This window comes from Cupriavidus sp. 01L415, from assembly GCF_056400065.1.
The window spans coordinates 399,133-424,628 of sequence record NZ_JBFTSP010000003.1; the positions used below are offsets into that span (position 1 = coordinate 399,133).

24 protein-coding genes are annotated in these 25,496 nt (G+C 64.3%); 15 read left to right on the forward strand and 9 right to left on the reverse strand.

The features are described 5' to 3' along the window. Nucleotides 1-35 precede the first annotated feature (35 nt). Together AC1DOX_RS09590 and AC1DOX_RS09595 are read right to left on the reverse strand one after the other, a co-directional pair. On the reverse strand, nt 36-1,007 hold the full coding sequence (locus AC1DOX_RS09590; protein ID WP_441616253.1) for a hydroxyacid dehydrogenase: 972 nt from the start codon (nt 1,005-1,007) through the stop codon (nt 36-38). 14 nt (nt 1,008-1,021) lie between these two features. Then, nucleotides 1,022-1,999, reverse strand: a complete 978-nt coding sequence (locus AC1DOX_RS09595) for a Bug family tripartite tricarboxylate transporter substrate binding protein (protein WP_441616251.1) — start codon at nt 1,997-1,999, stop codon at nt 1,022-1,024. A 91-nt stretch (nt 2,000-2,090) separates the two neighbouring features. On the opposite strand from AC1DOX_RS09595, the gene AC1DOX_RS09600 reads away from it, so the two are divergent. Further along, complete coding sequence (locus AC1DOX_RS09600) at nt 2,091-3,008, forward strand: LysR family transcriptional regulator (RefSeq protein ID WP_092136997.1); 918 nt, start codon at nt 2,091-2,093, stop codon at nt 3,006-3,008. 274 nt (nt 3,009-3,282) lie between these two features. Here AC1DOX_RS09600 and AC1DOX_RS09605 read toward each other — a convergent pair whose 3' ends face one another. After that, nucleotides 3,283-4,860, reverse strand: coding sequence for an aldehyde dehydrogenase (NADP(+)) (locus tag AC1DOX_RS09605; protein ID WP_441616247.1), 1,578 nt, complete (start codon nt 4,858-4,860; stop codon nt 3,283-3,285). Further along, nucleotides 4,857-5,498 carry a cysteine hydrolase family protein gene (locus AC1DOX_RS09610; RefSeq protein WP_441616245.1) on the reverse strand — a complete coding sequence of 214 codons (642 nt, stop codon included), beginning with the start codon at nt 5,496-5,498 and terminating at the stop codon, nt 4,857-4,859. Before AC1DOX_RS09610 ends, AC1DOX_RS09605 begins: the two co-directional genes overlap by 4 nt. Nucleotides 5,499-6,074: 576 nt before the next feature. Here AC1DOX_RS09610 and AC1DOX_RS09615 point away from each other — a divergent pair. The 4 genes from AC1DOX_RS09615 to AC1DOX_RS09630 are packed head-to-tail and all read left to right on the forward strand — an operon-like array spanning nt 6,075 to nt 9,048. Beyond that, on the forward strand, nt 6,075-6,686 hold the full coding sequence (locus AC1DOX_RS09615; protein ID WP_441616243.1) for a 2-hydroxychromene-2-carboxylate isomerase: 612 nt from the start codon (nt 6,075-6,077) through the stop codon (nt 6,684-6,686). Next, a complete protein-coding gene (locus AC1DOX_RS09620; protein ID WP_441616241.1) occupies nt 6,683-7,384 on the forward strand; it encodes an SDR family NAD(P)-dependent oxidoreductase in 702 nt (233 codons plus the stop codon). Before AC1DOX_RS09615 ends, AC1DOX_RS09620 begins: the two co-directional genes overlap by 4 nt. A 51-nt stretch (nt 7,385-7,435) precedes the next feature. Continuing rightward, nucleotides 7,436-8,002: a TetR/AcrR family transcriptional regulator gene (locus tag AC1DOX_RS09625; RefSeq protein ID WP_441616239.1), complete on the forward strand. Its 567-nt coding sequence runs from the start codon at nt 7,436-7,438 to the stop codon at nt 8,000-8,002. 8 nt (nt 8,003-8,010) lie between these two features. After that, the gene (locus tag AC1DOX_RS09630) at nt 8,011-9,048 is read left to right on the forward strand and encodes a D-cysteine desulfhydrase family protein (protein ID WP_441616237.1); all 1,038 of its coding nucleotides are present in this window, start codon (nt 8,011-8,013) and stop codon (nt 9,046-9,048) included. A 42-nt stretch (nt 9,049-9,090) separates the two neighbouring features. On the opposite strand, the gene AC1DOX_RS09635 is transcribed toward AC1DOX_RS09630, so the two are convergent. After that, the gene (locus tag AC1DOX_RS09635) at nt 9,091-10,011 is read right to left on the reverse strand and encodes a serine/threonine dehydratase family protein (RefSeq protein WP_441616235.1); all 921 of its coding nucleotides are present in this window, start codon (nt 10,009-10,011) and stop codon (nt 9,091-9,093) included. Between the two features lie 48 nt (nt 10,012-10,059). Then, entirely contained in the window at nt 10,060-10,965 is a 906-nt protein-coding gene (locus tag AC1DOX_RS09640; RefSeq protein ID WP_441616233.1) for a LysR family transcriptional regulator, read from the reverse strand. 130 nt (nt 10,966-11,095) lie between these two features. Here AC1DOX_RS09640 and AC1DOX_RS09645 point away from each other — a divergent pair, with 130 nt between their 5' ends. Then, complete coding sequence (locus tag AC1DOX_RS09645) at nt 11,096-12,313, forward strand: MFS transporter (protein WP_441616231.1); 1,218 nt, start codon at nt 11,096-11,098, stop codon at nt 12,311-12,313. Nucleotides 12,314-12,333: 20 nt separating this feature from the next. Here the strand turns inward: AC1DOX_RS09645 and AC1DOX_RS09650 are convergent, their stop codons facing one another. Continuing rightward, the gene (locus AC1DOX_RS09650; RefSeq protein ID WP_441616229.1) at nt 12,334-13,200 is read right to left on the reverse strand and encodes a LysR family transcriptional regulator; all 867 of its coding nucleotides are present in this window, start codon (nt 13,198-13,200) and stop codon (nt 12,334-12,336) included. 187 nt (nt 13,201-13,387) lie between these two features. Between AC1DOX_RS09650 and AC1DOX_RS09655 the strand changes: the two genes are divergently transcribed. Further along, nucleotides 13,388-14,386, forward strand: coding sequence for an NAD(P)H-quinone oxidoreductase (locus AC1DOX_RS09655; protein WP_441616885.1), 999 nt, complete (start codon nt 13,388-13,390; stop codon nt 14,384-14,386). 76 nt (nt 14,387-14,462) lie between these two features. Here AC1DOX_RS09655 and AC1DOX_RS09660 read toward each other — a convergent pair whose 3' ends face one another. After that, complete coding sequence (locus AC1DOX_RS09660; RefSeq protein ID WP_477112327.1) at nt 14,463-15,245, reverse strand: IclR family transcriptional regulator; 783 nt, start codon at nt 15,243-15,245, stop codon at nt 14,463-14,465. A 195-nt stretch (nt 15,246-15,440) separates the two neighbouring features. On the opposite strand from AC1DOX_RS09660, the gene AC1DOX_RS09665 reads away from it, so the two are divergent. The 8 genes from AC1DOX_RS09665 (at nt 15,441) to AC1DOX_RS09700 (ending at nt 24,911) form a co-directional block, all read left to right on the forward strand. Then, the gene (locus AC1DOX_RS09665; protein WP_441616225.1) at nt 15,441-16,289 is read left to right on the forward strand and encodes a fumarylacetoacetate hydrolase family protein; all 849 of its coding nucleotides are present in this window, start codon (nt 15,441-15,443) and stop codon (nt 16,287-16,289) included. A 36-nt stretch (nt 16,290-16,325) separates the two neighbouring features. Continuing rightward, nucleotides 16,326-18,008, forward strand: a complete 1,683-nt coding sequence (locus tag AC1DOX_RS09670; RefSeq protein WP_441616223.1) for a bifunctional 3-(3-hydroxy-phenyl)propionate/3-hydroxycinnamic acid hydroxylase — start codon at nt 16,326-16,328, stop codon at nt 18,006-18,008. 22 nt (nt 18,009-18,030) lie between these two features. Further along, nucleotides 18,031-18,870: a VOC family protein gene (locus AC1DOX_RS09675; protein ID WP_441616221.1), complete on the forward strand. Its 840-nt coding sequence runs from the start codon at nt 18,031-18,033 to the stop codon at nt 18,868-18,870. Nucleotides 18,871-18,993: 123 nt separating this feature from the next. Next, the gene (locus AC1DOX_RS09680) at nt 18,994-20,307 is read left to right on the forward strand and encodes an MFS transporter (RefSeq protein WP_441616219.1); all 1,314 of its coding nucleotides are present in this window, start codon (nt 18,994-18,996) and stop codon (nt 20,305-20,307) included. Between the two features lie 33 nt (nt 20,308-20,340). Continuing rightward, complete coding sequence (locus AC1DOX_RS09685; protein WP_441616217.1) at nt 20,341-21,450, forward strand: porin; 1,110 nt, start codon at nt 20,341-20,343, stop codon at nt 21,448-21,450. Between the two features lie 91 nt (nt 21,451-21,541). After that, the gene (locus tag AC1DOX_RS09690; RefSeq protein WP_441616215.1) at nt 21,542-22,318 is read left to right on the forward strand and encodes a class II aldolase/adducin family protein; all 777 of its coding nucleotides are present in this window, start codon (nt 21,542-21,544) and stop codon (nt 22,316-22,318) included. Between the two features lie 61 nt (nt 22,319-22,379). After that, the gene (locus tag AC1DOX_RS09695) at nt 22,380-23,378 is read left to right on the forward strand and encodes a Bug family tripartite tricarboxylate transporter substrate binding protein (protein WP_441616213.1); all 999 of its coding nucleotides are present in this window, start codon (nt 22,380-22,382) and stop codon (nt 23,376-23,378) included. Nucleotides 23,379-23,441: 63 nt separating this feature from the next. Beyond that, nucleotides 23,442-24,911, forward strand: a complete 1,470-nt coding sequence (locus AC1DOX_RS09700; protein ID WP_441616211.1) for an aldehyde dehydrogenase family protein — start codon at nt 23,442-23,444, stop codon at nt 24,909-24,911. Here the strand turns inward: AC1DOX_RS09700 and AC1DOX_RS09705 are convergent. Continuing rightward, nucleotides 24,880-25,488: a cyclic nucleotide-binding domain-containing protein gene (locus AC1DOX_RS09705; RefSeq protein ID WP_441616209.1), complete on the reverse strand. Its 609-nt coding sequence runs from the start codon at nt 25,486-25,488 to the stop codon at nt 24,880-24,882. The two genes, AC1DOX_RS09700 and AC1DOX_RS09705, sit on opposite strands and share 32 nt — an antisense overlap. Nucleotides 25,489-25,496 lie beyond the last annotated feature (8 nt).

The following is a 25,496-nucleotide window of genomic DNA, read 5'->3' on the forward strand; positions in this document are numbered from 1 at the left end:
GGAGAGAAAAAGCGGGAATCAGGGAAAGGGTGAGATCAGGCAAACACCTGGGGATTGACACAGGCGGCGCGGTCCACCGGATTCCCGCCGAGCCAGCCGAGCACGTTCCGCGCGGCGGCGCCTGCCATGGCAGCCAGTGCCGCCGGCGTCGATCCTCCGACATGGGGCGTCAGCACGACGTTCTTCAGCGTCGTCAGCGGGCTATCGGCGGGCAACGGCTCGACAGCCATGGTGTCAAGGCCTGCGGCAAAGAGCCGGCCATCCTGAAGCGCGGCGACCAGCGCGGATTCGTCCACCACTTCGCCGCGCGCCGTGTTGATCAGGATGGCGCCCTTCGGCAGCTGGCTGAGTTGTTCGTCGCCAAGCATGTTGCGCGTGTGTTTGTTGAGCGGAACGTGAAGGCTCAGCACATCGGCTTGCGGCAACAGCTCCGCCATCGACGCAACGAGCATGGCGCCGTCGACTGGGCTGGAGCCGTTACGCGCGGCCGGATCGAAGGCCACCACCTTCATGCCCAGCGCCAGGCATACCTTCGCCACGCGCTGGCCGATCTGTCCAAATCCGACCAGCCCGATGGTCTTGCCGTGCAATTCAACGCCATCCTGGGCACGCGACCAGCGGCCGCCGTGCAGCTCGGCGTCCATCCAGCCGATGCGCCGGGATGCGGAGAACATCAGGCCCAGGGTCATCTCCGCAACCGACTGGGCGTTGGCACCCGGCGTGACATAGACCGGTATGCCGCGCCGCGTGGCGGCTTCCACATCGATATTGCCGACGCCGACGCCATGCTTCGAAATGACCTTGAGCGTCGGGCAGGATGCAATCGCCTGCGCGGACAGCGCTACCGTGCGCGAGATCACTGCGTCCACGGGCTCCGTGGCCATGATGTGCTCGACCTCCCCGCCATCGTCGGGCGAGGACAGGTAGATCACGCGAGCACCGGCCCGGTTCAGCAGATCCACGCCAGCTGGAGCAAGCCTGGGCGCGGTGACAAGAATTGTGTGCATGAGAATCTCAGGTTTCAGTCGAGCTTGATATTGGCGTCGCGGATCAATGCGCCCCATTTCTGGTGCTCGGCGCGCAGGTAGTCGCCGAACTGCTGCGGCGTGCTGCCCATCGGCGTGCTGCCCTCCGCAGCCAGTTTGTCCAGCACATCCTGCGTCTTGAGCGCCTTGCGCACTTCCGCATTGATGCGCTCGATCAATGCCTGGGGCGTGCGTGCCGGCGCCACCAGGCCGGTCCACGTGATGGCATCGAAACCGGGATATCCAGCCTCCGCTACCGTCGGCACGTTGGCCAGTTGCGGCACGTTGCGGATGCGCTGCGCGGAACTGACGGCCAGTGCGCGGACCTTCTGGTTCATCAGTTGCGGAATGGCAGCGGCGGTGTTGGCGAAGTTGAATTCCACCTGGTTGCCCAGCAGATCCATCATTGCCGGGCTGGCGCCCTTGTACGGCACGTTGAGCATCCTGAAGCCCGCCTGCCGCTCCAGCAGTTCGCCAGCCAGGTGTGCCACGGTGCCATTGCCCGGCGTACCCATCCGCAGGGACTCGGGCTTGGCCTTGGCTGCGACGACCACGTCCTTGAGCGTCTTGAACGGCGACGCGGCGTTGACGAGCAGAACCACGGGCTGCGACGCCACCGTGGAAATGGGCGCGAAGTCCTTCAGCGGATCGAAAGGCATCTTCGGGTACAGCGCGGGATTGATCGCCAGATTCGCGGTCTGCCCAAGTCCGATCGTGTAGCCATCCGCAGGCGCCTTCGCCACGACATCGAGGCCGACGTTGCCACCTGCCCCGGGCCGGTTCTCGACCACCACGGTCCAGTGGGCTTGTGCCGACATCTTCTCGGCGACGAGGCGCGCTACCGCGTCCGTGCCGCCGCCGGGAGGAAACGGCACCACAAGACGGATCGGCTTGGCGGGCCAGGTGTCGGCGCTCGCGGCACCGCTGCAAAGAGCCAGCACGGCGGCGCCAGCCAGAAGTCGAAGATTCAGCATCGTGTCTCCTTGGTTTGTAGCCGCATTCTTGTCGTGCAAAAGCATTCCGTCTATTTGATAATGTTCATGTTTCGATTCCTCGGAGTTATCAATGGATATCCAGCTCAGGGACCTGAGGTACTTCGAGGTCGTGGCCGAGCTCGGCCACGTTGGGGCCGCCGCCGAGAAGCTGGGCCGCACGCAGCCGGCCCTGACCAAGGCCGTGCAGCGCCTGGAAGAGGCTTTCGACAGCAAACTGTTCGAGCGCAAGGGGCGCGGCATCAGGCTGACGCCCGTCGGCGAAGTGTTGCTGGCGCGAGCCCGCATGCTGCGGGGCGCCACGGACGAGGCGCTGCGGGAGGTCGGCGATTTCGCAAAGGGCAACGCCGGGCACGTGCGGATCGGCAGCGGCCCGATCGCCGCCGAGCGTGTCTTGCCGGAGATCTGCAATCTCCTGCTGGAAGAAGCCCCCGCCACGACGATCGACATCACCGTGGCACCGAGCCTAGTGCTGCGCGAACGCCTGAAGGAAGGCGCCCTCGACTTGCTGATTGGATTGATGCCGGAGCATGACGACTTGCTGGTCAGTCATGCGATTGTGGAAGACGTGGTGGTCGTCGTGGCCAGCCTTACCCACCCGGTGTTCAAGCTGCCGCGCGTTACGCTCAAATCCCTGCTGTCATGGCACTGGGTCTTGCCCGCCGCATCGATTCCCAGCCGGCAATGGCTCGACGCCGCATTTCAGTCGCACGGCCTGCCCAGGCCAGTCACGCAGATAGACGCGAACTCCATTCCACTGCTGCCCCGGCTGATCGCAAAGACCGAGCTATTGAGCTTCCTTTCCAGGCATACCCTCGACGAGCACAAGCATGCGCTGCGCGAAGTGCCGCTGAAGGAAGCCACGTTGCGCCGCAGGCTTGGTGTCACGTACAGGCGCCAGGGCTACCTGTCGCCCGCGGCGCTGCGGCTCATGGCCCTGCTCCAGGAGCGCGGCGAAGCGCTGTTCAGTGCCGCGTCGGGCGACGAATAGCGGTGGGTCGGCACCCACAGTCCTTCCCTCAGCGCAGCGACCGGAAGCTCGTGCGAATTTCCTCCGAGAACGCTTGTGGCTGCTCCCACGCAGCGAAATGGCCGCCTTTGGGCAGGCGATTGAACATCGGCCAGAACGTCCCGGCTCAACGAGGTCGCCGCAATGGCAGCCGCTGACATGCAAAAAAAGTCGCGACGTGGCGAGCGTTCGGGAAGGAGATCGGTATCCATAAGCAACCTCTAGGAACGAAAGGCGAGGCGATGGCCGGCGCGGATCAGGCCGTCGACGGTTCCTCGTCGGTGAGGCGCCAGATACCGGCAGGATTCTCGTATTTCAGCGCTTCAGGCAGCAATTTGTCGGGAAAGCCCTGATAGCAGACCGGGCGCAGGAATCGCTCGATGGCGCTCATGCCGACCGAGGTGAAGCGGCTGTCGGACGTCGCGGGAAATGGCCCACCGTGGATCGATGCGTACGACACCTCCTGCGGATGCGAAAACGCGTTGATGACGATTCGTCCGGTCCGACGCTCCAGAATCGGCAGCAGCCGGGCAGCCATCGCATAGTCATCCGGGTCGATCTGCATCGTCGCTGAAAGCTGGCCTCCGAACTGCTTCGCAATGGCGAGGAGTTGCGCTTCGTCCTTCACCCGGATGATCAATGCGGCAGGCCCGAAGACTTCCTCCGACAATGAGGGCGCTTCGAGGACGCGCGTGCCGTCGACTTCGAAGAGCATCGCCTGGCCGTCCCAGACGCCTTGCGGATCGCCGCCAGCCGCGATTCGCTCGGCCCCGGCGTTGGAAAGCCGTTCAAGGTTCCTGCGATACGCGGTGTTGATACCCGGCGTCAGCATCGTGCGCGCATGCATGGCTTGCACACGTGCGCGCATTGCCTGCTTCATCTCTTCGTAGCCCTGGCCGTGAATGGCCAGCAGGATGGCTGGTTTGAGGCAGGCCTGTCCGACGGTGACCAGCATGCGCTCCGCGAAGCCATCGCCAATTTCGCTCCCTCGCGAGGCCAGCGCCGCCGGCAGTGCAAAGGTCGGATTGACACTCGTCATTTCGGTGAAGACCGGAATCGGATCAGGTCGTTGCTGCGCGCGTCGGAATAGCGCCATGCCACCGACTTCGGAGCCCGTGAAGGTGACGCCCTTGACCAGAGGATGATCGACAAGCGCCTCGCCGATGTCATTGCCGCCGCCTCGCACGAGAGAAAACACACCTTCATGCAGCCCCGAGTCCCTCACCGCCTGCCGGATCACGCGCCCCTGCATTTCAGACGCGCCGGGGTGCGCGTTGTGCGCCTTCAGAATGACCGGACAACCGGCGGCCAGCGCCGAGGCCGTGTCGCCTCCCGCGACCGAATAGGAAATCGGAAAGTTGCTCGCGCCAAAGATGGCTACCGGACCGATGGCGATCTTCTGCATGCGATGATCCATTCGCGCACGCGGCTGACGCTCGGGCTGCGCGGAATCGATCGTCGCCTGGCGGAAGCGTCCCTGGCGCACGACAGCTGCGAACTGGCGGAATTGGGTGGCCGCCTTGGCGGCTTCTCCCTCTAGCTGGGCGACCGGCAATCCCGTCTCGAGCGACGTGCGTTGCGCCAGTTCCTGGGCGATGGCGTCGACGCCAGCCGCAATGCGCTCGAGGAACGCGGCCCGCTCTGCGAGACTCGTGTCGTGATAGCTATCAAAAGCGTCATCGGCCAGATTTGCCGCGCGGTCCACTTCCGCGATGCCGCCCAATGCGAACGGCGGCTCGATTTCCGAATTCGTTGCCGGATTCAGGGCCTTCATCGAGCCCGCGCTTGCGGCAACTTCCTCGGCACCGATGAGGAGATGACCCGTGAGTTTCATGGCCGCTTCCCCTTGACGTCGGACAGGGCAACCTTCAGCTCGGCGGTCGTCAGGATCGCATGAGCGAAGGTGGGGCCATTGAGTTCATGCGCCGCGTGCATCATTTCCTTGCTGAAGGCCGCCGTGGCATCGCGCACCAGCGTGACGTGATAGCCCAGCTCCATGGCAAAGCGGCTTGTCGATTCGATGCAGGTATTCGCCAGCAGGCCGATGACGACGACATGCGTGACGCCCTGTTGTTTCAACTGGAAGTCGAGATCGGTGTTGGCGAACCCGCTTTGGGCCCAGTGCTCCTTGATGATGATGTCGTTCGCCTGAGGGACGAAATCGGGATGCCATTCGCCGCCCCACGTCCCCTTCTCGAATGTGTGGCGCTCCTGAACCAGGCGTTGCGTCGGATTGGGATGATCCCAGTTGCCATAGTCGCCGGGCTCCCAGCGACGATGTGGCACGTAAAACACCCGGATACCGGCGTTGCGCACGGCAGCGACCGTCGCGCGCAGGTTATCCAGCAGGCCAACTTCGGCGGCGATTTCCTGGATCATCGGAAAGACCTTGCCACCCTCCGACAGAAAGTCGTTGTACGGATCGACCAGCAGCAGGCCAGTACGATCGGCGCGATAAACAGGATTGGGCATCTCGGTTCTCCATGGCAGGCAAAGCACCGTGATTGAGACGTGCGCAATGAGCGGGCCGTCCGTCGGACGACTCGCGCGACACCATGCCGTAGCGCGTCACTGTGCCGAGCTCGAATGAACTCTGCTGGCATGGACTCTGGCAGGTCGCGTTCATGCCAGCTTTCGGCCTACAGTGCTCCCGCGCTACTGCGCTCGCTCATTCGGTGCGCGCCGGCCCCGCATGCGCGGCGCCACATTGCGCCTGCCCCGCCGAATGAATCCATCGAGTCTAGGCGATCCGAAATGGAAGAGGTAGAAGCTCGCGCATGACAGGAAAATGTCTCAGATGTCTCGTGCACAAAGCCCGCTCGCTCCATCGGCGCGAAGACGCATGTCGATTCCTTTCAGGAATGGCACCAACCATCATCCGTCACATGCAGGTGCGGTCGGCCAGCCATCCATGACGCTTTCCAGGATCTTTGTTGCGTCGCCGGATACTCTCAATCAGGATGATGCTTGACATCCTTTATGATGACGCACATCATCCTTCAGCGTTCGTGTGGAATCGGAATCTCGCTAACTGGAGAGGATGGCTATATGAAAGTTGAGTTCTACCTGGACTATCGAAGCCCGTTTGCCTATCTTGCGAATTCCCAGGCGGGAGACCTTCCTGCCGTGGTGGATCGAAGGCCTGTCGACGTCCTCAGCGTGATGCGGTGGGTCAACAATCAGCCTTCGACAGCCTGCCCGTCGAAAGCACGGTATTCGCTGCTCGATGCCAGCCGCTGGGCGAAACACTATGGCGTGGCCTTCTCTCCGAACAGACCGCTGTTCAATGCGATGGCAAGCCGGCAATTCGACGGCGTGATCCTCATCAAGGCAGCACTTGCAGCTGCGGAGCTCGGCGTCTTCGAGACGGCCAATTCGGCGTTTTTCTCCGCCGTCTGGGCCAGCGATACAGACCTGACTTCCGAATCGAGTCGCGACGCCTTCCTGCGCACCAATGGCCTGCCCTCAACGCTGTGGGAGGCCGCCATGGATCCGTCGATCGACGATCGGCTCGCCGCGCAGAACCAGTCGGCAGCCGACCGGGGCGTGTTCGGCGTGCCGATGTTCTTCGTCGACGACGAAATGTTCTTTGGCAATGACCGTCTGCAGTTTGTCGGTGACCACCTTCGGAAGCGTATTTCAATGGGAGATGCGGCATGAGCAAGAAACGCGCACTTGTCACCGGCGTCGGGCCTGGCACCGGGCTCGCGGTGGTCAATCGACTGTTGGCCGGCGGCTATCAGGTGGCCATGATTTCGCGCAGCGCAGAACGGCTGAAGCAGTGGGAAGCCGTTCTGCCCGGCACACGCGCGTTTGTCGCGGACGTCTCGGATCCGCAGGGCTTCGACGTAGCACTCGACAGCTTGTTTCACGAGTTTGGTGCGCCGGAACTTGTGGTGCACAACGCCGTCGGCGGCGCATTCGGCAACTTCATGCAGGTCGACCCGGCCGTGCTGCAGCGCAACTTCCAGACCAATGTGATGGCATTCCTGCATCTCGCGCGTCGTGTCGCGCCTGCGATGATCGAGGCAGGCCACGGTGTCATCCTCGCCACAGGCAACACATCGGCGCTGCGGGGCAAGAGTCATTTCGCCGCATTTGCGCCAACGAAGGCAGCGCAACGCATCCTGGCGGAGTCCATTGCGCGGGAACTCGGGCCCCAGGGCGTGCATGTGGCGTATCTCGTCATTGACGCCGTTATCGATCTGGAGTGGACGCGCAAGATGAGGCCGGACGCGCCCGATGACTTCTTCATCAAGCCCGCCGACATCGCCGAAGAAATCTGGCATCTTGCCCATCAGCCCAAGGGCGCCTGGTCGTTCAACGCGGAAATCCGTCCGTTCAGGGAATCGTGGTAACAGCACATGGGACATTCGCAGGAAGACAAACGCAGTAATCACGAGAGGATCGTGAGCATCGCCGCGCGGCAGTTCAGGGAGTGCGGCATCGATGGCGCGAGCATCGCCGACTTGATGAAGGAAGCGGGCCTGACCCACGGCGGCTTCTACAAGCACTTCACTTCACGCGACGAACTCGTGCTCGAAGCCATGCAGCATGCATTCGATAGCAGCGCCCGGCAGCAAGGCAGTGGAGCACCAAAAGGCAAGCTGACCTTCACGAGCCTTGTCGAGGCTTACCTGAGCCCACGTCATCGGGATCACCCCGGAACCGGATGCGCGGTTGCCGCGCTGGTTGGCGATGTCGGGCGCGCCGGCAAGAGCGTCAGAAACGCCTATACCCAACAAGTGCGAGGCAACATCGAAGCGCTTCGTCATCTTTCCGGCGCGGACGAAGACGTGGACGGTCGCCGCGAATCGATCGTTGCTCTGTGTGTCATGGCGGGCGCGCTGGGGCTGGCGCGCGCCGTGGACGACGACGCACTGTCCCGGGAAGTCCTCGAATCGGCACGCCAGTTCCTGCTCGACGAATTTCACGAAGAAGCGCCCCCGCCTGCAGCGGGACGACGCAAAGGCTAGAGATCAACATGCACCAGAACATTCGCGACGCGCTGGACGTCTTCCCAACGGTGGCGCTCATGGACAAGCCGACTACGATTCGGCGCCTGAGCAGGATCGAGACGGCAATCGGCCCAGACCACGGCGTAGGCATCTACGTCAAGCGAGATGACTTTGCCGAGCTTGGCGGCGGAGGCAACAAGCTCCGCAAACTTGAATTCCTGCTCGGTTCGGCGCTCGCCAATGACGAACGTACTGTCCTGACCGTTGGCGGACTGCAATCCAATCACGCTCGCTTGACCGCCGCCGCCTGTGCAAGGCTGGGTCTGCAGTGCGAGCTGTTCCTCGGCAAGGCCGTCGCGCGATACGATGAAGAATACGAGCGAAGCGGCAATGTCCTGCTGGATACGCTCTTTGGCGCGAGGGTTCACGTGTTGGCGGGAGGCGTCGATACACTCGCCGCCGCATCGGCCCGCGCCGATCAACTGAGAACGGAGAAGACGCGTGTATGCGTCATCCCTTCCGGCGGTTCGACACCGCTCGGCAGCCTTGGGTACGTACGATGCGCGCTGGAGATCGCCGAGCAAGAGCGCGAACTTCAGCTTCAGTTTGATCGTGTGTTCGTTCCGAATGGAAGCTCTGCTACCCACGCCGGCCTTGCAGCGGGGTTTCATGCGATGGGCCGCGGAAGTCGAACCGTCCGCTCCTTTTCGGTCCTCGCCGATTGCGAACCCACCCGCAAGCGCACGCTTGAGCTCACCAATGCGGCACTCCAGCTGCTTGGCCAGCCCGAGACGCTGACTGTTGACGACCTGGATGTCGATGGATCGCAGCGGGGCTCGGCATATGGGATGCCGACCGACACCATGAAAGCTGCCGTCCGTCTACTGGCCGCCGAAGAGGCCTTGCTTCTGGATCCGGTGTACTCCGGCAAGGCTTTCGCCGGCCTTCTCGCCGACATTGCAAGCGGCCGGTACAAGCGGGGGCAAAACGTGCTGCTGGTCATGACCGGCGGCACACCCGGGCTGTATGCGTATCGAACCGAGTTCGAGCTTCCGGCAAGTTAGGGCGTCGTTCCGAGCGTCCGGCGCCCTGCCGGTCGAGTCGATTCAGGCGGCGGACGCCGCCCATTTCCGCACGTCGTCGATGCTGGCGGTAGCGCCGCCGCAAACCACCACCAGTACCTTGTCGAAGCCGTGCAGTTCAGCGGCATCCTCATAGGCCAGCGCCAGGCTGGCTCCGCACGCGGGCTCGACAAGAAGCCGGTGCTGATCCAGGAAACGCTCGCATGCAGCCAGCGCGGCGCGGTCCGGGACGACCACGCTGCGCACGTCATGAGACTGCGCGAGTGCAAACGCCTGCGCGCATACCTGTCTGGCACCGAGCGACGTGGCCACGCTTGTGATGGCGGGCAGCGTGACGCGTTGGCCAGCCTGTATCGACTGCGCAAGCGAATCGGCGCCAATCGTTTCCACGGCGATGACCGGTATATCGGCCCACTGGTTGCGCCGCAAGCCTTCCACAACCCCGGACATGAGCCCGCCACCGCCCACGGACAAGACCACGGCATCAGGCTTGAATCCCGCACGCGCCACTTCGCCGACCAGCGTGGCGTGGCCATTCCAAAGCAGCGGATCATCGAATGGGTGCAGGAAGGCCGCGTCCTCCCCGATCATCGACATGGCCAGCGCGTTGGCTTCGTCCCACGTTGCGCCATGGACGATGACCTCACCGCCCTGCTCGCGGATCAGTTCTTTGGCACGATGCGTCGTGGATGCCGGCACGACTACCGTGACCGGAATCCCGAGGTGATGGCCGGCGTAGGCAACGGCGATTCCCGCATTGCCGCCGGATGAGGAGATAAACCGGCGCTTGCCACGTTGCGCATAGGCTTCGCACGCCGCACCGATGCCGCGCAGCTTGAACGACCCGGAGGGCTGCAAGGCATCCAGCTTGAGCCAGATCTGCCGGTGTGCGGACTTGCTCAGGGACGGCGATTCGAACAGCGGCGTTTCGATATGCAAGGGCATTTTGAATAGTGTTGGGGTTACCTGTGGAGCAACGATGCGCACCATGACTCAAGCGAGTGCCTCCGCGATGCGAGGCCGCAGGCGCGGCGTCGCGAAATCAAGGAAAGCCCGTACCTTCAGCGGCACGGGCGCTTGCCCCAGATGCACCAGACTGATTGGCAATGGCGCCGATTCGAAGGCGTCGAGCACGACGCGAAGCGCATTGTCTCGTACCGCATCCGCGACCTGGTAGTACAGCACGCGTATCAATCCAACACCAAGCTTCGCGGCCGAGATGGCCGTCTCCGCAGTATTGACGGCAAGCCGTGAATGGACGGGCACGGATAGTTCTGACTTGCCGGCCCCGAAAACCCAGGCGCGCGCGGATGCGAGGACCTCGAAGGTGATGCATTCATGTGCGGTGAGATCGCGCGGCCTGGCCGGTACGCCATGCGTTGCCAGATAGGCCGGACTCGCACATACGACCCGGCGGACCGCTCCAACCCGGGTCGCCATGAGTGCGCTATCGGGAAGTTCGCCAATCCGGACGGCGATGTCGGCGTGCTCATCCATCAGATGCACGACGCGATCCGTGAGCTCGAGGCTGACGTTGATCTCCGGATAGTGCGCGAGAAACTCCGCAATCACCGGCATGACGTGCAAGCGCCCGAAAACCAGCGGCGCCGTGATCACAAGATCACCCTTTGGCGCGGCGTATTCGCCTGTCGCAGCGCGCTCGGCCTCCCCAACGTCTTCGAGAATGCGCCGGCAGGCGGCTACGTAAGAGGTCCCGGCTTCGGTCAACGAAAGCTGTCGTGTCGTGCGATGCAGCAGGCGCGTCTTCAGATGCGATTCCAGATCCCCAACCTTGCGGCTGACCGTTGCCAACGGCATGCCAAGGCGCCGCGCCGCAGCCGACAGACTGCCCGCCTCGACCACCGCAACGAGGATGGACATGGATTCAAGCCGATTCATCAGAACCTATCAAAAAATGGAAGGATGATTCCCGATATTCCGGGATTCTCTTTGTAGATGCAAGGGCGTAGCCTCCGAAACTAGACCCGGAGCCACAGCTTCCTTCGCATTTTCAGTACTGGAGATTCCCATGCGCGCCCTGCCCAACAAATCCACGAGTGCAAGTGCGCCGGTGGTGGCTTCCCGCAGCAAGATCGTCATGATGGCGATCATCGCCGGCGCAGTGATCACTAACATCTATAGCACCCAGCCGATCCTGCCGTTGATCGGTGCCGAGCTGAAGGTTGACCTGACGACGGTCGATCTCGTCGCCGGCGCGGCGCTGCTCGGCTTCTCGACCGGGCTGGCATTCCTGCTACCACTTGGCGACCGTTTCGACCGGCGCAAGCTGGTGCTCGCCCAGATCGCCCTCGCCTTTTGCTTCGCCGTGGCGGCGGCACTCGCACCCAGCATCTGGCCGCTGATCATTGCTTCCTTCGGCCTTGGCGTCGTCAGTTGCGTGCCGCAGCAGCTGGTGCCCTTTGCGGCCGTCATGTCGTTGCCGAGCGAGCGCGGGCGTTCGGTCGGGACGGTTGTCAGCGGCATCATGGTGGGTATCCTGCTTGGCCGCACGATCAGCGGTGTGGTCGGCACGGCTTATGGCTGGCGCGCGGTCTACGGCCTGGCGGCGATCTTCATGATCCCGGTCTGGATTGCGGCCGCTGCGCTGCTCCCCCGCGGGTTGCCGAGCACAAACCTTTCCTATGGGCGCTTGCTCGCTTCACTCTGGCCACTGGCCCGGGACAATGCTCCGATTCGTCAATCGATGATTGTCCAGGCGCTGTTGTGGGCTTGTTTCAACGCGTTCTGGGTCAATCTGGCCGCGCTTCTGGCGGACGGGCCGTTGCACCTCAGCAGCGCCTGGGCCGGCGGCTTCGGCATCATCGGCGCGGCCGGCGCGCTTGCCGCTTCACTCGGTGGCCGCGCCACCGACCGGATGGGCCCGCGGACCGTCATTGCAGCCAGTATCGGCTTCGTGATGCTGGCGTACGTGCTGCTCGCTGGCGCGGAGTCTTCGCTGACGTTCCTGGTGATTGGTGTTGTTGTGCTCGACATCGGCGTGCAGTCGGGGCTCGTCTCCAACCAGACGCGCGCCTTCGCTGTCGATCCCAAGGCGCAGGGCCGCATCAACAGCCTTTACATGACAGCCACCTTCCTTGGCGGTGCCATCGGCGTGATGATCAGCGGTTGGCTGATGACGCGCTTCGGCTGGACCGGCATCGTCATCTTTGGCATTGCCCTCGGGATCGTCGCATCCGTAGTTCACTGGATTGGCGGCGCCCCGCGAGCCGTATTGAAATCGAATTGAGATGAGCCGCGCATTCGCTGTTATCCACCGAACGCAAAGACGATCTCGTCGATCGTCACGCGGATGCGTGCGGTGTGCCGCAGATCCTGATGCGTGACGAGCCAAACCTCATACTGCGCGTCGTTTGAGCGGTCTGGCCAAAGCCGCACGAGGCCGTCGCGCTCGCCCATCGGCACGGGTATCTCACTGATGCCGAGCCCAGCCTTGAGCGCCGCGCGCAGCGTCAGGTTCGTGTTTAGCCGTGCGACGATGCGGCCGTCCGTCAGCGGCTCCCCGACAAACGACGGCACGCGCGCCTTGGCGAAATACGGCTGGTAGACGACGAGATCGTGCCCTGCGAATCGCTCCCCCGGTACGGGTTCGCCATGGCGCCGCATATAGTCGGGTGACGCGAACAGCCCCACTTCCCAGCGCGCAAGCCGACGGGCGAGCAGATCCGGATTTCGCGGCTTGACGGTCCGGATCGCGATGTCGGCTTCACGCTTCGCGAGATTGAGGACATGGGTCGTCGTGTCGAGCACCACCGATACGTCCGGGTGCTTTGCATGCAGGCGCTCGATCGCCGGGACCACATATTCCTGCGCGAGCGCGTCAGTCGTCGAGAGCTTCACTTCGCCGGCGAGGCGCTTGTCCATCCCTTGTGTGTGGCGCACCAGATCGTGCGCCGACTGCTCCATCGCCTCGGCGGCGCGGATCGCGATCCTGCCGGCCGGCGTGAGCTCATAGCCATTCGAGGTGCGAAGGAATAGCGTTGCACCGAGCGCGTGCTCAAGCACGGCAAGCCTGCGGCCTACCGTCGCCTGATCGATGTCGAGCGCGCGTGCGGCGGCCCGCAAGGTCCTTTCCCGATAGAGCGCGACGAAGATGCGCGCGTCGTCCCAGTTCATGTCGCCTCCTCCGTGATGCAAATTTGCATCATACGATCGGAAAATCGCTGCGTGTCAAGCACCGGCGGCGTCCCTACACTTTGTTCAACCGATGCAGCGATCAGGCAAAACGCTCGAATCCGCAGTGCATCCGGCATTTTGAAAGGACGAAGTCGTGACACATGCAACGCATACCATTCCCGTGGCGATGGCCGCCATTGAAATCACGCGTCCGGGCGGCCCCGATGTCCTGGCCCCCGTGCAGCGGCCTGTTCCCGCGCCGACTGCCGACGAAGTACTGATCCGCATTCATGCAGCCGGCGTAAACGGCCCCGATGTCATGCAGCGCAAGGGATTGTATGATCCGCCGCCGGGCGCGACGGACATCCCGGGACTCGAAGTCGCGGGTGAGATCGTGTCCGTCGGGCGCGACGTGACCCGGTTCGCGGTCGGCGATGCTGTCTGCGCGCTGGTCCCGGGCGGCGGCTATGCGGAGTACGCGGTCGCGCACGAGAGCAACACTCTGGCGATCCCGGAAGGTCTCTCGATGGTCGAAGCGGCCGCGATGCCTGAGACCTTTCTGACGGTATGGCTGAACCTGTTCCAGCGCGGAAAATTCGCGGCGGGCGAAAGCGTGCTGATCCACGGCGGCGCATCCGGGATCGGCACCACGGCGACGATGCTCGCAAAGGCGTTTGGTGCATCGAAGATCATCACGACCGTCGGCTCCGACGCACAGCGCGACGCAAGCATTGCGCTTGGCGCCGACGTCGCAGTGGACTACCGCGACGAGGACTTCGTCGAGGCGGTCGCGCGCGCGACGGACGGGTGCGGCGTCGATGTGATTGTCGACATCATTGCCGGTGACTACGTTGCGCGGAACTACGCCGCGGCTGCGATGAACGGCCGGATTGTGCAGATCGGCGTCATCAAGGGGCCGGCGCAGTCGCTCGACCTGTTCCCCATGCTGGCGAAGCGCCTCACGCACATCGGCTCGACGCTGCGCTCGCGCACACACGAGGAAAAGGCCGCGTTGATCGACGATCTCGAGCAATCCGTTTTTCCGTTCATTCGGAGCGGCGCGGTAAAGCCCGTGATGTATCGGACCTTCGATCTCGACGATGCGCGCGGCGCGCATGTGCTAATGGATTCGGGCACGCATATCGGCAAGATCGTGCTGACGACCCGAGCGGCACGCACAGCCTGATACGCACTTCTGGTCTGGAACGCAGAGTTGTTGCCGTCGCCACCGAGGATGGCTGTCAACTGCCGAAGGCGCCTGCCTATGCCTGACGCTGGCCAGCATCGGAGATCGGCTCTTGCGATTGCAATGCTGCGTTGATTTCGTTTGCCGCGGCCGCAAGCAGATGCGTCAGGCGCGTGATCCCACGCGCGTCGATTGCGGATTCCGATACGACGTAGCTCAGGCTGCCGATGGCGCGGCCATCTTCGTTGAGCACGGGCGCGGCAAGGCCAACGCGTCCGCGGTCAATCTGACCGTGAGAGACCGCATGCCCCGCGCGGCGCAACTGACTTAACGCCTGGCGGAACGTGGCCCAGTCGTCGCCAAGGCCCGCCGCGCGGATTTCATCGGCGTGCTTGTGATAGATCGCCTGCAGCGTCCGGGTCTGCTGATAAGCCAGGATGATCCGTGACGTAGCACCGCGAAACATGGGCATGGGACGCCCGCGTTCGTAGCTGATCACGGATTGCGGGCCGGGCCCGAGCACCTGGTGCACGCAAAGCACCGAGTCGGCAAACGCGCGGCACAGCAGCATCACCGAGCCTGCCGGCGCATAACCGATCAACTCCTCCATGACCGGACGCGCCAATTGCAGCATGGGGTCGGTCAGCTGGATCTGCCGATCCAGCTGAATGATCGCGGGGCCGAGCACATAGCGCCCTGCGCCGGCCGTCGCTACCAGGCCAATCTCCATCAGGTTCGACAGGTAGCGGTAGGCGCTGCTGATCGACACCTCCAGCCGCACCGCCACCTCATCCGCCGTCCAGATCGGCTTCTCCAGGGAAAAAAGCCCCAGCACCCCCAAGGCACGATCGGTTGCCATTGCCCGTCTCTCACCAGAAATTCGTGTGCCTGAAGCATAGCATCAAATTTCGTCGCCTCGATATCAACAAATTATCCAAATACGCGTCTCCGGGTAAACGTTACGTGTTTTTTTATCAAACTGTGACAATACTGCGTTCACCAACCGGTTAACACGACGTGTTTGTGATGACCAAATCACCTTCAGGGGACGACAGTGAAGCTACTGAGTTTTGAGTACCGCAACCACCACTCCTTCGGCGTGGTTGCCGATGACCGCGTGATTGACCTGGCCCCCCATCGGGCAGCGCTCGGCACGAGCCTCCGTGATGCGCTCGAGCGCGGCACGCTGCCGGCTATCGCGGAGATCGCAAAGGAGAGTGAAGCGACCATTTCGCTGTCCGAAGTCCGCTTTTTGCCGGTTATCCCGGACCCCGCGAAGATCCTCTGCGTGGGGATCAACTACGCATCGCACGTCAAGGAAACGGGGCGGGAGATGCCCCGGTATCCAATGTTCTTCACGCGCTTTGCCGATTCCCAGACCGCCCACGAGCAGCCGATCTTGCGTCCCAGGGCTTCGGAAAAGCTGGATTTCGAAGGCGAGTTGGCGGTGGTCATCGGCAAGACCGCACGGCACGTGAGCGCCGCGGATGCCCTCAGCCACGTGGCGGGCTACGCCTGCTACAACGACGGCAGCGTGCGCGACTGGCAGAAGCACACCATCCAGTTCACACCCGGCAAGAACTTCCCGCAGACCGGCGCCTTCGGGCCCTGGCTCGTGACTGCCGACGAGATTCCCGATCCGTCGCGGCTCTCGCTGACCACCCGGCTGAATGGCGAGGTCGTGCAACAGGCCACCACCGACGACCTGATCTTCAGCGTGGGCGAAGTCATTGCCTACTGCTCCACCTTCACTGAGCTACGCCCGGGCGACGTCATCATCACCGGCACCACCGGAGGCGTTGGCGCCTTCCGCGAGCCGCCGCTGTGGATGCGAGCCGGCGATGTCGTCGAGGTCGAGATCTCCGCCGTCGGTGTGCTGCGCAACACCATCCGCGACGAGTAAGGGCCAAGCGGAAGCACGGCACACAGGAGACAAATCATGCAAAGCACGGAAACCCTGCACACCGCGGTATTGGTGGTAGGTGCCGGCCCGACCGGGCTCACGCTGGCCAATATCCTCGGCCAGCACGGTATCGACACGGTGCTGATCGACCGCAAGCCGTCCACAGTGGCAGAGCCACGGGCGGTTTCGATCGATGACGAGTCGCTTCGCACCATGCAGGCGATCGGGCTGATCGAACCGGTAATGAAGGACGTGGTGCCGGGCTATGGCGTGCACTACTACACGCGGCCCGACGGCCGCTGCTTTGGCAAGGTGGAGCCGACGGCGAGCGACTATGGCTTTCCGAAGCGCAACGCCTTCCGGCAACCGCTGTTCGAAGCCACCTTGTGCGATGGGCTGCAGCGCTTTGGCTCGGTCCAGGTCTTGTTCGGCCATACGCTGGAGGAATTCACGCAGGACGATACCGGCGTCAGCGCGGTCGTGAACGGGCCGCAGGGTTCGATCACTGTGCGGGCGGCGTACCTGGTAGGCACCGACGGCGGCCGCAGTTCGGTGCGCCAGGCAATCGGCTCGACCCTCGTAGGGTCCTCCTTTAACGCGCGCTGGCTGGTGGTGGACACCGAGGACGACGACGATCCGTTCTGGCAGACGCGCGCCTATTGCGATGCGCGGCGTCCGGTAGTGGAAGTGCCGGGGCCGAATCGCACCCGCCGCTTCGAGTTTCTGCTCAGGCCACAGGAAACCGACGAAGCAACATTGCGGCCGGAGCGCGTCAGCGAGTTGCTTCGGCCATTCCGCGGCAAGCGTCAGACCAACGTGGTGCGCAAGACCGTCTACACCTTCCATGCGCGGGTCGCAGACCACTGGCGCAAGGGCCGTGTCTTCCTGGCCGGGGATGCCGCGCATCTCACGCCTCCCTATGCGGGGCAAGGCATGAACAGCGGTGTACGCGATGCGCACAACCTCGGATGGAAGCTGGCGGCAGTGCTGCGCGGCACGATGAGACCGTCGACGCTGGACAGCTACGAAGCCGAACGGCGCGCCCACGCGTGGGCGCTGATCCGGCTGGCGCTGAACCTCGGCGTGGTGATGGCGCCGTCCAGCCGCCTGCGCGCCTGGGCCGTGGCGTCGTTCTTCACCGCCACGGCGTTGGTGCCGCCGGTACGTGACTACTTCCTCAAGATGAAGTTCAAACCCAAGCCGCGCCTGAGCGCCGGGCGCGCGGGCGTGCTCGAGGTCATGCAGGCCGACACCGCCAGGCTGGTCGGGACGATGTTGCCCCAACCGTCCGTGGCATTCGCTGACGATCCGCAGGTGCCACTCGACGACGTCATCGGCCATCGCTTTGCGCTGCTCGCGCTTGGCGTTGACGCTGCCGGGCTGACGCAGATCGCAGCGCACCCGCTGTGGCGCCGCCTTGGCGCTGCACGAGTGCTTCTGCTGCCGGTGCCGGATGCCGCGCTGGCCGGCACGGCGCGGTCGTTTGGCTTCGAGGTGGTGTGCCTGCCCGGCCCTCAATGGCCCGCGAGCTTCCGCACGATGCAAGGCCGCCTGATCCTGGTCCGGCCCGACCGCTATATCGCTGCGATTTGCGAGCCCTCGCAGGCCGACGCGCTCGCGGCCCGCTTCGCTCGCCATATGGATGGCACGGGGCAGGACGCCATGGAACCCCAGGCACACGCCGCCGCACCCGCAGGTCGGGCCGCGCTCGGCCATTGATCACCAGAACCGGAGGAAAACGATGAGCAGCCTGCAAACCGACACGCCGCTGTCCCTGCATCACCTGCATATCACCAGTGACAAGCCCGAAGCGCTCGCCGCCTTCTACGAGGACCTGTTCGAGCTGGAGCGCGTGAACAGCCATGGCGATGCCATCGTGCTGACCGCGGGCGAGCGCGCCGTCGTCATCGGCGATGGCAAACCCGGCGAGCTCGCCGCGGCAGCGTACACGGCCCGCGATCATGCGGCGCTCTCCCTGCTGCGGGCCCGGCTGCACGATCTGGCCGAGCCACCGCCCCCATCTGCCAGCCTGCTCTTCCACGACGACGCTTTCGCCGTGCGCGATCCGCAGGGCCGGCAGTTGATCCTGGGCGTGGCCAGGGCGCCGCGTTCTGCCGACAGCATGGCGGCGCGCGTGCAGCACACGGTGTTCCAGACCACCGAACTGGAGAAGGTGCTGGATTTCTATGTGAACAGGATTGGATTCGCCGTCTCCGACGAGGTCGTGGATGAGGACGGCGTGCTCATGACGTGCTTCCTGCGCTCGGACGACGAGCACCACAGCCTGGCGTTCTTCCGCGGATCGAACAATGCCTGGGACCACCACTGCTACGAGACGGGGTGTTGGAACGACATCCGGGACTGGGGCGACCGCTTCGCGCGCGCGCGCCGGTCCATCTTCTTCGGGCCGGGGCGCCATGGTCCGGGCAACAACCTCTTCTTCATGGTGACCGATCCCGACGGCAACCGGATCGAACTGTCGGCCGAACTGGTGCAGGTGGATGCCGGCGGCTTGCCGGGCATCTGGCCACACGAGGAGTACACCCTCAACTCCTGGGGCCGTGGCTGGATTCGCAGCTGAGCAGCCCCCCATGGTGCCACCCGCCTCGCAATGCACGAGGCGACACCGCAGGCGGCCGGACGGCAATCCATCCGGCCGCGTCGCGATCAAGGCGACGGGATTATCCCGCGCACGGAGACAACAATGAATACCTCGTCCCCCTCGCTGTTCGTTCATGAGGTGATAGACAGCCGCCCGCTGGGGCGCATGCAGTGCTGGGCAATCGGGCTGTGCATCCTCGTGGCGGTGCTCGACGGCTTCGATACCCAGACGATCGGCATGCTGGCGCCCGCCATGTCCGCGGAGCTGGGCATTCCTGTCAGGTCTTTCGGACCCATCTTCAGCGCCGGCCTGGTCGGCATGCTGATCGGCGCTGTCACTCTCGGGCCGCTGGCAGACCGGCATGGGAGGAAGACGATGATCGTGCTGTCTTCCGTGCTGTTCGGCAGCCTGTCACTGGCCACGGCTTATGCCACCAGCTTCGATCAGTTGCTGATCCTGCGATTGCTGACCGGAGTTGGCCTGGGCGGTGCCCTGCCCAATGCGATCTCGCTGGCCTCCGAATACGCACCGAAGCGGCACGCCCGCACCACCGTGGCCACGCTGATGTGCGGCATGCCGCTTGGCGCCGTGCTCGGCGGGCTGGTCAGCTCGGCGCTACTGCCGGTGCACGGTTGGCACTCGGTGTTTGTCGTGGGTGGCGTTCTGCCGCTGGCGGTGGCCTTGCTGGCGGCCGCATTCATGCCGGAATCCGCGCGCTTCCTGATTGCCCGCGGCGGCGATGCGGGACGGGTGGCGGCGATCATGCGGCGGATTGCTCCGGAGCTGGGAGCCTCGCAGGTATATCGCGCCCCCCAGGCACCGCGCGGCGGCGTGCCCGTGCGCGAACTCTTCACCGGCGGGCGGGCGGCGGAGACGGTTTTGCTGTGGATCCCCTATTTCCTGAACCTGGTGGTGCTGTATTTCATCGTGAGCTGGATGCCTGCACTGCTGATCGGCGCGCAGCATCCCGCTTCGGTCGGCATCACGGCAATTTCGCTGTTCAGCATCGGCGGCGTGGCTGGTTCGATTGCGCAGGGGCCGCTGATGAACCGCTTCGGCGCCAGGCGCGTCCTGCTGTGCGAACTGCTTGCCTACGCGGCGCTTGCCGTGGTGCTGGCCAACTGGTCGGCCAGCTTTGCAACGGTAGCCACGGTGAGCCTGCTGATTGGCATTGCGGTGCAGGGCGCGCAGGCTGGCCTCAATGCACTGGCCGCGGAGATCTACCCCACCCACATGCGGGCCACCGGCGTTGGCTGCGCCATTGGCATGGGCCGCATCGGCTCCATCTGCGGCCCGTTGCTGGGCGGCGTGATGCTGGGCCTGCAATGGGACGTCGCACACATCTTTCTGGCCGGCATCGTACCGGCGCTGGTTGCCGCAATCGCGATCGCCGGCAACCGCAAGACCCGCGCATAGGCAGAACAAATCAGAGGTAATGGAGGAGACAACATGAATAAGAAGAAATGCATCCCGGCCACGACGCTCGTGTTCGGCGCGCTGGCCGGCGTGCCGGCGCTGTCGATGGCGCAATCGGTGATTCTTTATGGCGTGGTGGATACGGGGATTGAGTACGTGTCAAACATCGGCACGGCAAAGAACAGCGTGGTCCGCATGCCGGGGTTGGCGGGCACGGTGCCATCGCGCTGGGGCCTGCGGGGCAGCGAGGACCTGGGTGGCGGACTGAAGAGCCTCTTCGTGCTTGAGTCGGGATTCGCACCCGATGCAGGGACTTCCAACCAGGGAGGCCGCCTGTTCGGACGCCAGGCGCTGGTGGGGCTGTCCGGCGGCTGGGGCCAGGTAGCGTTCGGGCGGCAGTACACCATGCTGTTCTGGTCGATGCTGGAGCCAGACATGCTAGGGCCGAACACGTTCGGATCGTCGTCACTGGACAGCTACATGCCCAGCTCGCGCGCCGATAACGCGGTGTCGTACAAGGGAACCTTCGGTGGGCTGACCGTCGGTGCCACCTACAGCTTCGGCCGCGATACCGCGCTTGCCGGCTCGGGACCCACGGCCACGACATGCGCCGGCGAGAACCCGGCCGACCGCAGTGCCTGCCGGGAATGGTCCGCCATGCTCAAGTACGAGATCGGAACCTGGGGCGCAAGTGTCGCCTACGATTCCTTGCGCGGCGGCCAGGGCGCGGCGGGTGGCCTGACCAGCAGTGGCCTGAAGGACGATCGTCTTGCGCTGAACGCATACGCCAACGTCGGCAAGGCCAAGCTCGGTGGCGGCGTGATCCGGCGCGACAACGATGGCAGTCCTACGCCGCGCAGTGACTTGTGGTTTGGCGGGGTCTCATATGCCATCACGCCGGCCTTCAGCGTCGACGGCGAAATCTTCCTGCTGCGCTACCACAACAGCCCCAACAAGGCCTGGCTCTATGCCGCGCGAGGCACGTACGCCTTCAGCAAGCGCACCTCCCTCTATGGCACGGCCGGCTTCATTGATAACCGCGGCAACCTCGCGCTTTCGGTCAGCTCTGGCGCTGCCGGCGCCGGGGCCGCGCCGGGCGGCAACCAGCTCGGCGCCATGGTCGGCGTCAAGCATATCTTCTGATTTTCCGAACCCCTGTTTTCTGAACCCCTGAAGCGGCTGCGGCTGGCGCCGACGCCAGAACCGGCGCGCCACGAACCAGTAGGAGACAACCTTGCCCGCCCCAATACCCCATGCTCCCGGAGAGCCCGTCGCCCTTGCCGACGCCATGCAGGACCTGGTGGATGCGAACCATATCCTGTACCACGAAGGCCTGCTGGACGCCTTTGGCCACGTCAGCATGCGTTCCCCGCAGCGCGCCGACCGCTTTGTGCTGGCCCGCAGCATGGCACCCGCACTCGTGACGGCCGACGATCTGCTTACGTTCGACCTGGACGCAAACCCGGTAGCGCATGGCGATGCCACGGCGATCGAAGGCGCGGCTCCGGCCGTCTTCCTGGAGCGCTTCATCCACAGCGCCATCTATCGCGCCAGGCCCGACGTCATGGCCGTCGTGCATAGCCATTCACCGGCTGTGATCCCGTTCGGCGTGGTCAGGAACGCCACGCTGCGGCCCGTATGCCACATGAGCGGCTTCCTGGCACGCGGGACACCGGTGTTCGAAATCCGCGACACGGCCGGCCCGGGGTCGGATCTGCTTATCCGCGACGCTGCCCTGGGTCAGGCACTGGCCGCAAGGCTCGGCACGGCCACCGTCGTCCTGATGCGCGGTCATGGGGCCACGGTGGCCGCCGGCTCGCTGCGGCAGGCGGTCTATTGCGCCATCTATACCGAGAAGAACGCCCGCCTGGTGCTGGATGCCGGTCGCCTCGGCGAAATCGAGTACCTCTCCGACGAGGAGGCCCTTGCTGCAGAAGCCACGAACGCGCAGCAGGTCAACCGGGCATGGGACCTGTGGCGGCGATCCGCCCGACAGTCGACCGTCGCCTGACGAGACGAAGAGACGAAGAGACGAAGAGACGAAGAGACGCGACAACACAAGGAGACACCCGATGATTACCCCACAACTATTGCCGCGCCTGCGCGCCTATGCCCTGATCGCCGCGGCGCTCGCGGGCGCCGCGGCAGGCTGGGCCAAGCCCTCCGCAGCTGCCGACGAATGGCCGGCAAGGCCCGTCCGGCTGATCGTGCCGTCGGCCGCGGGAGGCGGCACCGACGTCTATGCGCGGCTGCTGGCCACCAGTCTGTCCAAATCGATGAAGCAGTCGTTTGTCGTCGAGAATCGCCCGGGTGCCAGTGGCCATGTCGGCACGCAGGCCGTGTCGCGCGCCACACCCGACGGCTACACCTTCCTCATCACCGCCAATGCCGCCGTTGCAATCAGTCCGGCGCTGTACAGCAAGCTGCCGTTCGATGTGGAGCGTGACCTGGTTCCAATCGCGCGCGGCGTGATGGCGCCGATGGTACTGGTTGCCACGCCAGACGCGGGCATCCGGACATTTGCTGACCTGATCCGGCTTGCGAAGGAGAAGCCGGGAGAACTGCCGTATGGATCCGCCGGCGAAGGCAGCCCGCCGTACCTTGGCGTGCGGATGATCGAGGAATCGACGGGCGCACGCTTCTTGCATGTGCCCTACAAGGGCGTGGGCCCTGCATATCAGGACCTGCTCAGCGGCCGCCTGAAGTTCATGTTCACCGATCTGAGTTCGGTGCAGTCGTTCATCAAGTCCGGCAAGCTGATCGCACTCGCGGTCAACGAAAAGACCCAACTTCTGGCAGCCGTGCCGTCCCTCGCCGACGCCGGACTCAAGGGGGTACAGGTGTGGACGTCATTCAGTGTGTTTGCCCCCACCGGCGTACCGCCCGCCGTGCTGCGCAAGCTGAGCGATCAGGTCGTGCAGGCGATGAAGACGCCGGAGATGACTGCCGCACTGGAAGCGCACGCGCTCGTACCCGTATTCGATACGCCTGATGCGTTCCGCGGCAGCCTGCGGAAGGAGCGCGAGCAATGGGCCGCCTTCATTCGCCGCAACGGCATCCATCTCGAATAGGGAAGGCGCCGCCCCGAGGGGCGCCGCTCATCCCGTGGACAACCGACACCCAGGATTTACTCCATGCACCTGAATGAACGAAACCAGCGTCCGATGCTGATCGACGGCGAGCTGTGCGAAAGCGCCGGCCGCCAATGGCTGCCCAGCCTCAATCCGGCCACCGAAATCGTTATCGGACACATTCCGGCTGGCAATGCCGATGACGTCGAGCGTGCCGCGGCAGCCGCCGAGCGCGCCTGGCCCGCGTGGCAGGCGCTAGGTGTCGAAGGCCGCGCGGAGCGCCTGCGCGAAGTCGCCCGGCGCCTGACCGCGCAGGCCGAATCCCTGCTGACCGTGGAGGTTGCGGACACAGGCAATACGGTGACGTCGCTGCGGCGCGACGTCGCCGATGCGGCCTGGGGTCTGAACTTCTATGCCGGCCTTGGCTATGAGCTGAAGGGGGAAACCATCCCGGCAACGGTCGAGTCGCTGCATTTCACGGTGCGCGAGCCCTACGGCGTGGTTGGCCGCATCGTGCCATTCAATCATCCCCTCATGTTCGCCACGGCGCGCACGGCTGCCGCCCTGATGGCGGGCAACGCGGTGGTGGTCAAGCCGCCCGAAACCAGTTCCCTTTCCGCCACGATGCTCGCGGAGATCTGCCGGGACGTCTTGCCGGCTGGCGTCATGAACATCGTCACCGGGCTCGGCAAGGACGCCGGCGATGCCATCGCGCGAAATCCTCGCATCAAGCGCATTGCCTTCATCGGATCGCCCGCCACGGGCCGGCAGATTCAGCGGAGCGCCGCCGACGTGGGCGTCAAGCATATATCGCTCGAACTTGGCGGCAAGAACCCGCTGATCGTCTTCCCCGATGCCGATCTGGAAGCCGCCAAGGACGCTGCCGTGCGCGGCATGAACTTCCTGTGGCAAGGCCAGTCCTGCGGATCCACCAGCCGCCTGCTGGTCCATGACAGTATCTATGACGACTTCGTCGAGGCGGTGGCTGCACGCGTCGCCCGGATCCGTCTGGGCGATCCCCAGTCGGCCGAGACCGATATGGGGCCCATCAATTCGCAGGCGCAGTACCAGCGCGTGCTCGACTACGTGGAAATCGCAAAGCGTGATGGTGCCCGCCTGGTGACCGGCGGCAAACGGCCAGCTGGCGAGGCCTTCAAACGCGGCTACTGGATCGAGCCGACCGTCTTCGCCGACGTGACGCCGGAGATGCGCATCGCACAGGAGGAAGCGTTTGGCCCCATCCTGTCCATCATGCGTTGGTCAACGCCGGAGGAGGCGCTGCGCATGGCCAATGGTGTGGAGTACGGCCTGACCGCCTCGATCTGGACCCGAGACATCCAGGCCGCGCTGGCGACGTCGACGCGGCTTCGCACCGGCTATATCTGGGTCAACGGCGTCGGCACGCATTTCAAGGGCATGCCGTATGGCGGCTACAAGAGTTCCGGCGTGGGCCGTGAGGAAGGTATCGAGGAGATGCTGAGCTATACCGAAACCAAGGCGATCAACCTGGTCGGCCCGTTCGGGTATCGGTAGCGGAGACCGGGACGCCGGGAGCCGGATCGGGGACGCCGGCTGGCACGTCGGAAAAGATCCCGCGATAGTAGCGATATCCCTCGTCCAGGTGCTTGTCGAAGGCGAAGCCCTGCGCAAGCATGTCATCGAAGTCGGCGCGCGTGATCTGCATGACGTAACTGTGTTCCGTGGCGACCAGGCGGCAACCTCTGGTCGCCTGACGCGCGCTGAACCACTTTCCTGCGTCCGCATGGCCTGCCGGGTAGCTGTGGCCGTCGTACTCGAGCTGCCATCCTCCATCGAGCAGGATCCAGACATCCTGGGAGGTGGTGGGGTCATCCTGGCACTGCGCGATGACGGTGCCGGCCTCCGCCTCCCACTCGCGCGAGTGGCTGATCGTCGCGCGCAACTGCGGCGTCGACAAGCTGGTGAAGAACGGTGTCTTGCGCAACAGGTGCAGGTAGGTGATCGAGGCTTTCATGGGTTTCCCCTGTGTGGCGGCGGCGGCGGCATCGTCGCGCCACTTTGGCTGCGCATCGCATGCGCCGGTCAGCGCCGGCAGCAATGCCGCGGACGCAAGGCAGATCCATCGCTTCATGGTCATCT